The organism is Afipia sp. Root123D2, from assembly GCF_001425835.1.
Lineage (GTDB): Bacteria > Pseudomonadota > Alphaproteobacteria > Rhizobiales > Xanthobacteraceae > Afipia.
The window spans coordinates 307,562-320,352 of record NZ_LMDP01000003.1 but is presented as its reverse complement, the minus strand read 5'-3'; the positions used below and the strand labels follow the sequence as shown (position 1 = coordinate 320,352).

The 12,791-nt window shown below is 63.0% G+C and carries 10 protein-coding genes; 7 read left to right on the top strand and 3 right to left on the bottom strand.

Translation table 11 applies throughout. The annotated features are described in order from the left end of the window. Positions 1-7: 7 nt before the first annotated feature. The 3 genes from ASC80_RS16710 to ASC80_RS16700 form a co-directional block, all read right to left on the bottom strand. Positions 8-721, bottom strand: coding sequence for an ABC transporter ATP-binding protein (locus ASC80_RS16710; RefSeq protein WP_056299536.1), 714 nt, complete (start codon positions 719-721; stop codon positions 8-10). After that, on the bottom strand, positions 718-1,515 hold the full coding sequence (locus ASC80_RS16705) for an ABC transporter ATP-binding protein (protein ID WP_056299533.1): 798 nt from the start codon (positions 1,513-1,515) through the stop codon (positions 718-720). The genes ASC80_RS16710 and ASC80_RS16705 overlap by 4 nt, the downstream gene beginning before the upstream one ends. Positions 1,516-1,587: 72 nt before the next feature. After that, the gene (locus ASC80_RS16700; protein WP_056299531.1) at positions 1,588-2,475 is read right to left on the bottom strand and encodes an IclR family transcriptional regulator; all 888 of its coding nucleotides are present in this window, start codon (positions 2,473-2,475) and stop codon (positions 1,588-1,590) included. A 117-nt stretch (positions 2,476-2,592) separates the two neighbouring features. On the opposite strand from ASC80_RS16700, the gene ASC80_RS16695 reads away from it, so the two are divergent. The 7 genes from ASC80_RS16695 to glpK all read left to right on the top strand — a co-directional run bounded on the left by ASC80_RS16695 (position 2,593) and on the right by glpK (position 12,705). After that, the gene (locus ASC80_RS16695; RefSeq protein ID WP_056300876.1) at positions 2,593-4,683 is read left to right on the top strand and encodes a 3-hydroxyacyl-CoA dehydrogenase NAD-binding domain-containing protein; all 2,091 of its coding nucleotides are present in this window, start codon (positions 2,593-2,595) and stop codon (positions 4,681-4,683) included. A 5-nt stretch (positions 4,684-4,688) separates the two neighbouring features. Further along, positions 4,689-6,374 (top strand): dicarboxylate--CoA ligase PimA, encoded by a 1,686-nt coding sequence (gene pimA / locus ASC80_RS16690; RefSeq protein ID WP_056299527.1) that lies wholly within the window; start codon positions 4,689-4,691, stop codon positions 6,372-6,374. Further along, complete coding sequence (locus ASC80_RS16685) at positions 6,371-7,555, top strand: acetyl-CoA C-acyltransferase (RefSeq protein WP_056299524.1); 1,185 nt, start codon at positions 6,371-6,373, stop codon at positions 7,553-7,555. Before pimA ends, ASC80_RS16685 begins: the two co-directional genes overlap by 4 nt. A gap of 84 nt (positions 7,556-7,639) precedes the next feature. Further along, on the top strand, positions 7,640-8,827 hold the full coding sequence (gene pimC / locus ASC80_RS16680; RefSeq protein ID WP_056299523.1) for a pimeloyl-CoA dehydrogenase large subunit: 1,188 nt from the start codon (positions 7,640-7,642) through the stop codon (positions 8,825-8,827). 182 nt (positions 8,828-9,009) lie between these two features. Beyond that, complete coding sequence (pimD, locus tag ASC80_RS16675) at positions 9,010-10,149, top strand: pimeloyl-CoA dehydrogenase small subunit (RefSeq protein ID WP_056299520.1); 1,140 nt, start codon at positions 9,010-9,012, stop codon at positions 10,147-10,149. 127 nt (positions 10,150-10,276) lie between these two features. After that, on the top strand, positions 10,277-11,050 hold the full coding sequence (locus ASC80_RS16670) for an SDR family NAD(P)-dependent oxidoreductase (RefSeq protein WP_056299517.1): 774 nt from the start codon (positions 10,277-10,279) through the stop codon (positions 11,048-11,050). A 146-nt stretch (positions 11,051-11,196) separates the two neighbouring features. Then, positions 11,197-12,705, top strand: a complete 1,509-nt coding sequence (glpK, locus tag ASC80_RS16665) for a glycerol kinase GlpK (RefSeq protein ID WP_056299515.1) — start codon at positions 11,197-11,199, stop codon at positions 12,703-12,705. Positions 12,706-12,791 lie beyond the last annotated feature (86 nt).

The window sequence follows — 12,791 nt, the reverse complement described above, 5'->3', positions numbered from 1 at the left end:
CGGTTCCTCAATATCCGAGATACGATTTGCGGATGTCTTCGTTGTTCGCGATTTCAGCCGCGTTCCCCGACATCACGATGCGTCCGGTTTCGATCACGAACGCCGTTTCGGCGAGTTCGAGCGCGAGTTGCGCATTCTGTTCGACCACCAGGATGGTGACCTTGTCCTCGCGGTTGATCTTGCCGAGGATCTTGAACAGGTCGCGCACGATCAGCGGCGCGAGGCCGAACGAGGGTTCGTCGAGCAGCATCAGACGCGGCCGCAGCATCAGCGCGCGGGCGACCGCGAGCATCTGTTGTTCGCCGCCGGACAGCGTGCCTGCCTGCTGGGTGTGGCGCTGCTTGAGGACCGGGAAATGCGCGTACATGCGCTCGATGTCACCGGCGATCTGCCTTGTATCCTTGCGCGAGATCGCGCCGAGTTGAAGGTTTTCCTCCACCGTCATCGTCGTGAAGGTGCCGCGGCCTTGCGGCACGTGGGCGATGCCGAGACGCACGATGTTCTCGGTGGTTTGTCCGGTGAGCGGCTTGCCGTCGAAATGGATGTCGCCGGTCGAGCGCACCATGTTGCAGATCGCCCGCAGTGTCGTGGTCTTGCCGGCGCCGTTGGCGCCGAGCAGGGTCGTCACGCTTCCCTCGTTGAGGGAGAATTCAAGACCGTGAAGGGCCTGCACCTGGCCGTAATAGGCGCGGAGATTGGCTATGCTGAGCATCGCAGTCATGAGTCCTTGCTCCCCAGATAGGCTTTGATGACGTCGGGGTCGGACTGCACGGCGGCAGGCGTACCTTCAGCGAGTTTCTTTCCGAAGTTCAGCGCGACGACATGATCGGCGATCGACATCACGAGTCCCATGTGATGCTCGACCAGAAGCACGGTCATCTTGCGCTCGTCGCGGATGCGGCGGATCAGGGTGGCCAGTTCGTGGACTTCCTCGTGGTTCAGTCCGCCGGCAGGCTCGTCGAGCAGCAGGATCTTCGGTTCGGCAGCGAGTGCGCGGCCGAGTTCGACGCGCTTCTGGGTGCCGAACGGGAGACCCGCGACATCGCGGTGCGCGACGTCATGAAGATCGAGGTAGGTGAGGATTTCATCGACGCGCCTGTTGAGCGCGGCTTCCTCGCGCCGGACCCATGACAGCTTGAGTGAATCGCTGATCACGTCGCTTTTGGTGCGGCAATGCCCGCCGATGCGGATGTTGTCGAGGACCGTCAGCCTCGGGAACAGCGCGACGTTCTGGAACGTGCGGCCGATGCCGATTTCGGCGATGCGTGACGCGTTCCGGGGCAGGATGCTCTGCCCGTCCATCAGGATATCGCCCTTGCTCGGGTGATAGAGACGGCTGAGACAGTTGAAGAGCGTCGTCTTTCCGGCGCCATTGGGGCCGATCAGACCGAGGATCTGGCCCTGCTTCATGTCGAAAGAGACGCCGTTCAGCGCAATGATGCCGCCGAACACGACGCTGACGTCGCGAACGGCGAGCAGGGGCTGCGCCCCCTGTGCGTGTTGCATCTCCATCATATTCCGAAACCCGCGACGGTGCGTTCAACGAAAGCGGATTGAACGAGGTCTGGGTGAGTTTCGGGGCTGCCGTCAAAACGGCGGCTGTTTGATCCCTTCGGCGACACGTGCAAGCTTCCCTCCTGCTGGCTTCATTTTTTTATTCTCTTTGATGTCCGGTGAGCGCGCGACGTTTCCGTTCAGCGCAAGCTCGATGCTCCGCACCATCGCCAGAAGACGTGGCCCAATATCGTTGAGCAGCAGGTCTTCGGTAAATTTGAATGCCGGTGCACCGCAGTTGAACGCATACGGGCCGGTGCCGTCGTTCAATTTGAGCGCGACGCCGGCGGCATGAATGTCGTTGTGCCATTCGCCGGCGGAGGTGGTGAAGCCGTATTTCGCCAGGGTTTCGGCCGAACGTTCAATGCCCTCACGAACTTTGGGCCAGCGGCTGTTGCCGACATGCTCCCTGATCTCGTTGAGCAGAACGGCGCGCTCGTCTTCGGGCAGCGCAAGCAGATAAGCGCGGCCCATCGCCGTCGTCGCGATCGGAACCCGCGAGCCGACATCGAGCAGCACGCCAACCGTCAAACTGCTGCGGCTCTGGCCGAAATAGATCATGTTGAGGCGATCGCGCGCGCCGATCGCCACCGCGCCGCCGGTTTCCCGCATCAATTGATCGCGATAGGGATCGGAGATGTGACGCACGCCGAGATTTGTCAGCGCGGCATAGCCCAATGCAATCGCCGCCGGTGCGAGCTGGTATTTATCGAAGCGTGGAACTGGCGTTAGATATCCCAGTTTCGTCAGCGTGTAGGTCAGCCGCGAAATCGTCGGCTTGGGCAAATTGGTGCGCGCGGCAATCTCCTGATTGCCGAGAAGGCCGTCGTTTGGACGAAATGCGCGCAGAACATCAAGCCCGCGCGAGAGTGCGACCACAAAGCTGCGATCGGTCGCTACCTTTTTGCTTGAACGCTTCATGCCCTGGATCATTCTGTTCGTTGACAAGGCACGTGCTTCAAAATAAGCCTCCGTGTCAAGATGTGGAATTGTATTTCGCAGTGCGAAATGCAAAAAGAAGCACATAAGGAGATGCGCGTGAGTGATGTGGTGAAAGTTGAGCGTCGTGATGTTGTTGCAATTATTACCGTCAACAATCCTCCGGTAAACGCGTTGAGCGCAGCAGTGCGCCGCGGCATTTCGGAAGGCATCAAGAGCGCTGGAGCTGATCCGCAAATTCAAGCCGTCGTTATCGCCTGTGCCGGCCGTACCTTCATCGCCGGCGCCGACATCACCGAATTCGGTAAACCGCCGCAGCCTCCCGGCCTCGGCGATGTGATTTCCGACATCGAGAATTGCCCGAAGCCGGTCGTCGCCGCGATTCACGGCACCGCGCTCGGCGGCGGTCTCGAAGTCGCGCTGGGCTGTCACTTCCGCGTCGCCACCAAGGACGCGAAAATGGGCCTGCCGGAAGTGAAACTCGGCCTGTTGCCGGGCGCCGGCGGAACGCAGCGCCTGCCGCGTGCGGTGGGACCGGAACTCGGCGTCACCATGGTCGTCACCGGTAATCCGATCGGCGCACAGGAAGCACTCAAGAACGGGCTGATCGAGGAAATCATCGACGGCGATCCGGCGGCCGGCGGCGAGACGTTCGCGCGCAAGGTCCTGGCGGAAAAGCGTCCGCTACGCCGTCTGCGCGATGACGATTCCAAGCTCGTGGCGGCGAAAGCCGACCGTTCGATCTTCACCAATGCCGCCGCTGCGGCCAACAAGCGCAACCGTGGCCTCGAAGCGCCGCTGGCCTGCGCCGAAGCGGTGAGCTGGACCCTCGACGTTCCGTTCGACGAAGCGCTGAAGAAGGAGCGCGAGAGCTTCCTCAAGCTCGTCGCCGGCGATCAGTCGAAGGCTCAGCGCTATGCATTCTTCTCGGAACGTGAAGCCGCCAAGGTTTCGGGCGTGCCGGAGGGCACCAAGCCGCGCAAGGTCGACAGTGTCGCGATCATCGGCGCCGGCACCATGGGTGGCGGTATCGCGATGTCGTTCGCCAGCGCAGGTATTCCGGTGACCCTGATCGAAACCGGGCAGGAGCAGCTCGATCGCGGCCTCGGCATCATCAAGAAAAATTATGAAGCGACGGCGGCCCGCGGCGGCATGTCGGCGGATGAGGTCGCCAAGCGGGTCGGCAGGATCACGCCGAAGGTCGGTCTCGAGAACGTCAAGGACGCCGACCTGATCATCGAGGCGGTGTTCGAAACCATGGCGGTGAAGAAAGAGGTCTTCACCAAGCTCGACCAGTTCGCCAAGCAAGGCGCGGTTCTGGCCAGCAACACCTCCTATCTCGACATCAACGAGATCGCGGCAACGACCAAGCGTCCGCAGGACGTGCTGGGCATGCACTTTTTCTCGCCCGCCAACGTCATGAAGCTGTGCGAGATCGTGCGCGGCGCGAAGACCGCGCCGGACGCGCTGATGACGGCGGTCTCGATCGCCAAGCGCATCGCCAAGGTGCCGGTGGTGGTCGGCGTGTGCGACGGCTTCGTCGGCAACCGCATGCTGGCGGCCCGCTCCAAGCAGTCCGAGAAATTCCTGTTCGAAGGCGCGTTGCCGCAGCAGGTCGACGCGGGGGTGACCAAGTTCGGTCTGCCGATGGGCCCGTTCGCGATGGGCGATCTCGCCGGTCTCGATATCGGCTGGCGCTCGCGCAAGGATCGCGGCATCACGTCGGAAATCGCCGACGCGCTGTGCGAGGCCGGACGCTTCGGCCAGAAGACCGGCAAGGGCTATTACAAGTACGAAGGCGGCTCGCGTGCGCCGCTGCCCGATCCGGACGTCGAGAAGCTGATCGACGAAACGCTCGCCAAGCTCGGCCTCAAGCGCCGCCAGATCAGCGACGACGAAATTCTCGAGCGCATGGTCTATCCGATGATCAACGAGGGCGCGCGTATTCTCGAGGAGAAGATCGCGTCGCGTCCGAGCGACATCGATGTGGTCTGGCTCTACGGTTACGGCTGGCCGATCTATCGCGGCGGCCCGATGTTCTACGCCGATCAGGTCGGCCTCAAGCACATCGCCGACCGTCTGTCGTTCTACGCCAAGCAGACCAACGATCCGTCCCTGGAGCCGGCGCCGCTGTTGAAGCGCCTTGCAGATGAAGGGAAGACGTTCGCTTCGCTCGCCAAAGCTGGTTGACGGCCATGGCCCACCCCGGGGAGCAGTTCTATCCCGAGGGCGTCCGCTGGGACGCCCCGATCGCGCGCGGCGCGATTCCGGATCTGCTGGCGAAATCGGCCGCGGCGTACGGCGCGCGCCCCGCGTTGGAATTCCGCGATCGGCAGATCACCTTCGCTGAACTGCAGGGCAAGGTCGATCAAGCCGCCGCCGCCTTCCTGCGGGCGGGCTTCGGCAAGGGCGCGGCGATTGCGCTGTATCTCGGCAATTCACCGGACCATCCGATCAATTTCTTCGGTGGCCTGAAGGCCGGCGCCCGTCTCGTCCATCTCAGCCCGCTCGACGGCGAGATCGCGCTGTCGCACAAGCTCAAGGACAGCGGCGCGCGGGTGCTGGTCACCAGCAACCTCGCGGCGTTGCTGCCGATGGCGCTGAAATTTCTCGACAAGGGCCTGGTCGATCGCCTGATCGTCTGCCAGGACGAAACATGGGGCGATGTCGGCAACAAGGTGATGGCGCTGCCGGACAATCCGGCCATCGTCACGTTCGCGGATTTCGCCGGGGACGCACAGCCCCCGGCGGCATGGCCTGCGATCAGCCCGGACGATGTCGCGCTGCTGCAATACACCGGCGGCACTACCGGCCTGCCTAAGGGCGCGATGCTGACCCACGGCAATCTGACCTCGGCCGTCGCGATATACGATGTGTGGAGCGAGAAGGCGCGGGCGGAAAGAAACACGGTCGAGCGCGTGATCTGCGTGCTGCCGCTGTTTCATATCTATGCGCTGACGGTGATCCTGCTTCGTTGCATCAAGCTCGGCGACCTGATCTCGCTGCACCAGCGCTTCGACGTCGAGGCGGTGATGCGCGACATCGAAGTGAAGCGCGCAACCGCCTTTCCCGGTGTGCCGACAATGTGGATCGCGATCGCGAGCCTCCCCGATCTCGACAAGCGCGATCTGTCGTCGCTGGTTGCGGCCGGATCGGGCGGCGCGCCGTTGCCGGTCGAGGTGGCGAAGGTGTTCGAACGCAAGACCGGGCTCACGCTCAAGAGCGGCTGGGGCATGACCGAAACCTGCTCGCCCGGCACCGGCCATCCGCCGGTCGGTCCCGACAAGCCGGGCTCGATCGGCCTGATGCTGCCGGGAATCGAGATGGATGTGGTTTCGCTCGACGATCCGACCAGGGTTCTGCCGGTCGGCGAGGCCGGAGAAATCCGCATCAAGGGACCGAACGTCACCCGCGGCTACTGGAATCGCGAGCAGGAAAGCGCCGGTTCGTTCGTCGGCGACCGCTTCCTCACCGGCGACATCGGCTACATGGACAGCGACGGATATTTCTATCTGGTCGACCGCAAGAAGGACATGATCATCTCCGGCGGCTTCAACGTCTATCCGCAGATGATCGAGCAGGCGATCTACACCCATCCGTCGGTGCAGGAAGTGATGGTGATCGGCATCCCCGATGACTATCGCGGCGAAGCGGCCAAGGCGTTCATCACGCTGCGCACCGGCGCCGAACCGTTCTCGATCGAGGATCTGCGCGCTTTTCTGGCCGGAAAGGTCGGCAAGCACGAACTGCCCGTCGCCGTCGAATTTCTCAAGGAACTGCCGCGCACCACCGTGGGCAAGCTTTCGCGCCACGAACTGCGTTCCCAGCAACTGAACCCATCAAAACAACAGCAACAACTCGCAACAGGAGTCCGCTCATGACCGACGCCGTCATCGTTTCCACCGCCCGCACCCCGATCGGCAAGGCCTATCGCGGCGCCCTGAACAACACCGAGGGCGCGACGCTGCTCGGCCATGCCATCGAACATGCGGTCAAGCGCGCCGGCATCGACGGCGCCGAGATCGAGGACGTGGTGATGGGCGCTGCCATGCAGCAGGGCGCGACCGGCGGCAACATCGCCCGCAAGGCCGCGCTGCGCGCCGGTCTTCCGGTCACCGTTGGCGGCACCACGATCGATCGCCAGTGCGCCTCGGGCCTTCAGGCCATCGCGGTCGCCGCGCGCTCGGTGCTGTTCGACGGCGTCGAGATCGCCGTTGCCGGCGGCGGTGAATCGATCAGCCTCGTGCAGAACGAGCATGCCAACAAGTTTCATGCCGTCGATCCGGCGCTGATGGCGATGAAGGGCGACGTCTACATGGCGATGCTCGATACCGCCGAGGTGGTGTCGAAGCGTTACGGTATTTCGCGCGAGAAGCAGGACGAGTATTCGCTCGAGAGCCAGCGCCGCACTGCCGCTGCGCAGCAGGGCGGGCGCTTCAACGACGAGATCGTGCCGATCTCGACCAAGATGGCTGTCGTCGACAAGGTAACCAAGGAAGTGTCGTTCAAGGACATCACCCTGTCCCAGGATGAAGGTCCGCGTCCCGAGACCACGGCGGAAGGCCTCGCCGGCCTCAAGCCGGTGCGCGAGAACGGCGTCATCACCGCCGGCAACGCCAGCCAGCTGTCGGACGGCGCCAGCGCCGCGGTGGTGATGAGCGACGCGATGGCCGCCAAGAAAGGCCTGAAGCCGCTCGGCATCTTCCGTGGCTTCGTCGCCGCCGGTTGCGAGCCCGACGAAATGGGCATCGGCCCGGTGTTCGCGATTCCGCGCCTTCTCAAGCGTCACGGCCTCAAGGTCGAGGACATCGACATGTGGGAATTGAACGAAGCGTTCGCGGTGCAGGTGATCTATTGCCGCGACAAGCTCGGCATCGATCCGGAAAAGCTCAACGTCAACGGCGGTTCCGTCGCGGTCGGCCATCCTTACGGCATGACCGGTTCGCGTCTTGCCGGCCATGTGCTGATCGAAGGCCGTCGCCGCAAGGCGAAGTACGGCGTCGTCACCATGTGCGTCGGCGGCGGCATGGGCGCGGCCGGCCTGTTCGAGATTTTGCAGTAACGAAAATTGTGGTCGTTCCGGCCAAGTGCGCTCTTGCGCACGCGAGCCGGGACGACGCACGCAAAGACATCACAGGAGCATCCGATGGATCTCAATTTCACCAAGGAAGAGATCGCGTTTCGCGACGAAGTGCGGACGTTCTTCAAGGAGAACGTGCCGCCCGCCATTCGCGAGAAGCTGGTTTCCGGCCGTCACACCAGCAAGGACGATCTCGTCAACTGGCAGCGAATCCTGAACAAGAAGGGCTGGGCGGTGCCGCACTGGCCGAAGGAATACGGCGGGACCGGCTGGTCGCCGGTTCAGCAGTACATCTTCCTCGAAGAATTGCAGTCGGCGCCCGCGCCGTCGCCATTGCCGTTCGGCGTCAACATGGTCGGGCCGGTGATCTACACCTTCGGCAACGAAGAGCAGAAAAAATACTATCTGCCGCGCATCGCCAATCTCGACGACTGGTGGTGCCAGGGCTTTTCCGAGCCCGGCTCCGGCTCCGATCTTGCGTCGCTGAAGACCACGGCCAAGCGCAAGGGCGACGTCTACATCATCAACGGCCAGAAGACCTGGACCACGCTGGCGCAACACGCCGACTGGATCTTCTGCCTGTGCCGCACCGATCCCGACGCGAAGAAGCAGTCGGGCATTTCGTTCATTCTGTTCGACATGAAGTCGCGCGGCGTCACCGTGCGTCCGATCCAGACCATCGATGGCGGCATCGAGGTCAACGAGGTGTTCTTCGACGATGTCGAGGTTCCGGTCGCAAACCTCGTCGGCGAAGAGAACAAGGGCTGGGACTACGCCAAGTTCCTGCTCGGCAACGAGCGCACCAATATCGCCCGCGTCGGCATGTCGAAGGAGCGCATCCGCCGCATCCGCGATCTGGCGTCCAAGGTCAAATCCGGCGGCAAGCCGCTGATTGAGGATTCCCGATTCCGCGAGAAGCTGGCGGCGACCGAGATCGAGCTCAAGGCACTCGAACTGACGCAGATGCGCGTGGTCGCCAACGAAAGCAAGAACGGCAAGGGCAAGCCGGATCCGGCGTCCTCGATCCTCAAGATCAAGGGCTCGGAAATCCAGCAGACCATCTCTGAACTGTTGCTGGAGATCACCGGACCGTTCGCGCTGCCGTTCGCGCCGGAAGACGACAAGAGCAATGAGGAAGCAAGCTGGGCGACCCACATCGCGCCCGCCTACTTCAATGTTCGCAAGGTCTCGATCTACGGTGGCTCGAACGAGATTCAGCGCAACATCATCACCAAGGCGGTGCTGGGGTTGTAAGAGCAGTCTTTTCAATCGGTCATGACCGGGCCTGTCCCGGTCATCCACGTCTCGTTATCAGCGAAAGACGTGGATGCCCGGGACGCAGGCAAGTTTACGCAGTCTGCGACTGCTTTGCCCGGGCATGACGATGACAAGAGGCTCGCGTCAGACTTTTGATCTTTTAGTCAAGGAACACAAAAATGGATTTTGATCTGTCCGAAGAGCAGCGCCTGCTGAAAGACAGCATCGAGGGCTTGCTCACCGACTCGTATGATTTCGAGCAGCGCAAGAAATACGCCCAGGAAAAGGGTGGCTGGAGCAAGGCGATCTGGGGCAAGCTCGCCGAGCAGGGCCTGCTCGGCCTGCCGTTCTCCGAGGAGGACGGGGGGTTTGGCGGCGGTCCGGTCGAGACCATGATCGTCATGGAAGCGCTCGGCCGCGCGCTGGTGCTGGAGCCTTACATCGCCACCGTCGTGCTCGGCGGCGGCTTTCTGCGCCACGGCGGCTCGGCGGCGCAGAAGGAAAAGTACATCCCCTCGATCATCGACGGCAGCAAGACGCTGGCCTTCGCGCAGCTCGAGACGGATTCGCGTTACGACCTCGCCGACGTCACGACCACGGCGAAGAAGAAGGGCGATGGTTGGGTGATCGACGGCGAGAAATTCGTCGTGCTGAACGGTGCTTCCGCCGACACGCTGATCGTCACCGCGCGCACCAAGGGCAACCGCACCGATCACACCGGCATCGGCCCGTTCCTGGTGCCGGCCGATGCCAAGGGCGTCAGCATCAAGGGTTATCCGACGCAGGACAGCCAGCAAGCCGCGGACATCACCTTCTCCGGCGTCGAGGTCGGCGCGGACGCGGCGATCGGCGATCCCGAGAACGCACTGCCGCTGATCGAGCGCGTGGTGGATGAAGCGCGGATCGCGATGTGCGCCGAAGCTGTCGGCGCGATGGATGAATCGCTCAAGACCACTGTGGAATACCTGAAGACCCGCAAGCAGTTCGGCGTCGCGATCGGCACCTTCCAGACATTGCAGCATCGCGCCGCGGACATGTTCGTGTTTCTCGAACAGGCCCGCAGCATGGCGATGCTTGCCGCAATGGCCGCCAATTTGGCGGACAGCGAGCGCTCCAAAACGGTTGCGGCCGCGAAGGTGCAAGTCGGCAAGTCGTCGAAGTTCGTCGGCCAGCAGTCGATCCAGCTTCACGGCGGCATCGGCATGACGATGGAAGCCAAGATCGGCCACTATTTCAAGCGGCTCACCATGATCGAAAACACCTTCGGCGACACGGATTATCATCTGCGCCGGGTCAGCGAGCAGGGCGGCCTGATCTGAGACTTCAATAGTTCAAGAATAGTCCAAGGAAAGACGACGAAGCGATCCGGCATAACAGCAAAAAAGCCGGATCGCTTTTTCTTTTTCGGCCGTTCGACAATCAAGAACACAACGGGAGATATGCGCTGTGAAGAACACACCCTTCGATCTGACCGGCAAGGTCGCCATCGTCACCGGATCGAGCCGCGGCATCGGCCGCGCCTCGGCCGAACTGCTTGCCAGCCTCGGCGCCAAGGTGGTGATCTCCAGCCGCAAGGCGGATGCCTGCGAAGCTGTTGCTGAAGGCATCAGGAAGGCGGGAGGCGACGCGCATGTCATCCCCTGCAACATCAGCCGCCGCGAGGAAGTCGAGGCGCTGGTCAGCGGCACGATCAAGCACTACGGCCAGCTCGATGTGCTGGTCTGCAACGCGGCGGTGAATCCCTATTACGGCCCGCTGCTCGATATCACCGATGAAGCGTTCGACAAGATCATGGGCTCGAACGTCAAGAGCAACATCTGGCTGTGCGGCCTCGCCGTGCCGAAGATGGTCGAGCGTGGCGGCGGTTCGGTCGTCATCATTTCGAGCATCGGCGGCCTGCGCGGCTCGACCGTGATCGGCGCTTACGGCATCTCCAAGGCGGCGGACTTCGCGCTGGCGCGCAGCCTCGCCGGCGAATGGGGCCCGAAGAACGTGCGGGTCAACTGCATCGCGCCGGGTCTCGTGAAAACCGATTTCGCCCGCGCGCTGTGGGAAGATGAAGACAACCTCAAGCGCCGCACCGCGACCACGCCGCTGCGCCGGATCGGCGAGCCGCACGAGATCGCCGGTGCCGTCGCCTATCTCGCCTCCGATGCCTCGACTTTCATGACCGGCCAGACCATCGTGATCGACGGCGGCGTGACCACCGCGTCAGTGTGAAGTTCTCATCACTCAGCTAGACCCTCATGCCCGGCACAAGGCCGGGCATGAGGAGAGTGTCGCAACACGGCTTCCCTTGACCTTTGCCGGAACAATCGGTTTGTTTGCGTTTAACAATCAAAACGAAAGTCATTCGGGGAATCGTCATGGCGTCTTACATTCTTGCGATCGATCAGGGCACCACGTCGTCCCGGGCTATCGTGTTTCGCGCCGATATTTCCATCGCCGCGCAGGCGCAGCAGGAATTCCAGCAGCATTTTCCGGCGTCGGGCTGGGTCGAGCATGAGCCGGAAGATATCTGGTCGTCGACGGTGGCGACCTGCCGCGAGGCGATGCGTCAGGCCAGCGTCAAGGCGTCCGATATCGCCGCCATCGGCATCACCAACCAGCGCGAGACCACCGTGGTGTGGGATCGCGCCACCGGGCAGGCGGTGGGCCGCGCGATTGTCTGGCAGGATCGCCGCACCGCCGACATCTGCGCGAAGCTCAAGGCCGCCGGTCATGAGCCGCTGATCAGTGAACGGACCGGCCTGATCATCGATCCGTATTTCTCCGGCACCAAGATCGCGTGGATTCTCGATTCGGTTCCGGGCGCGCGGGTGCGCGCCGAGCGCGGCGAATTGATGTTCGGCACGGTGGACAGCTATCTGCTGTGGCGGCTGACCGGCGGCAAGGTTCATGCGACCGACGCCACCAACGCCTCGCGCACGCTGCTGTTCAACATCCACACCGGCGAGTGGGACGACGATCTGTTGAAGCTGCTGCGGGTGCCGCGCTCGATGCTGCCGGAGGTCAAGGACTCCTCCGCTGAATTCGGTGAAAGCCTGCCCGAACTGTTCGGCGGCGTTATCGCCATTCGCGGCATCGCCGGCGACCAGCAGGCCGCGACCATCGGGCAGGCCTGCTTCACGCCCGGCATGATCAAGTCGACCTACGGCACCGGCTGCTTCGCGCTGCTCAACACCGGCACGACAGCGGTGGCCTCCAAGAACAAGCTGCTGACGACAGTCGCCTACCAACTGGGCGGCCGGCGCACCTACGCGCTCGAAGGCTCGATCTTCGTCGCGGGTTCGGCGGTGCAGTGGCTGCGCGACGGCCTCGGCGTCATCAAACATGCCAGCGAAACCGGGCCGCTGGCGGATCAATCCGATTCGATGCAGTCGGTCTATCTGGTGCCGGCGTTCGTCGGGCTCGGCGCGCCGTACTGGAATCCGCGCGTGCGCGGTGCGTTGTTCGGTCTGACGCGCAACACCGGCCCGGCGGAGCTGGCGCACGCCGCGCTGGAGAGCGTGTGTTACCAGACCTGTGATCTGTGGGCGGCGATGCGCGCCGACTGGCCCGGCGCGCAGGCGGCCAACATCGTGCTGCGGGTCGACGGCGGCATGACCGCATCGGACTGGACGATGCAGCGCCTCGCCGATCTGCTCGACGCGCCGGTCGATCGTCCGATGATTCAGGAAACCACCGCGCTCGGCGCCGCCTATCTCGCCGGTCTCGGTGCCGGCATTTATCCGGAGCCCGCGCGCTTTGCCGATAGCTGGCGGCTGGAGCGGCGCTTCAAGCCGAACATGAGCCAGGCAACACGCACGCGCAAACTTACCGGCTGGACGCAGGCGGTGAAGGGATTGCTGGCGAGCGATCCGGGCGAGGGGTAATTTCCCGGCGTCCCTGACGGGAATGTCACACGTTTGCGGTTGTCGCTTTTTTACACATTCAGTGCCAACCTGCGGCGATTGCAATT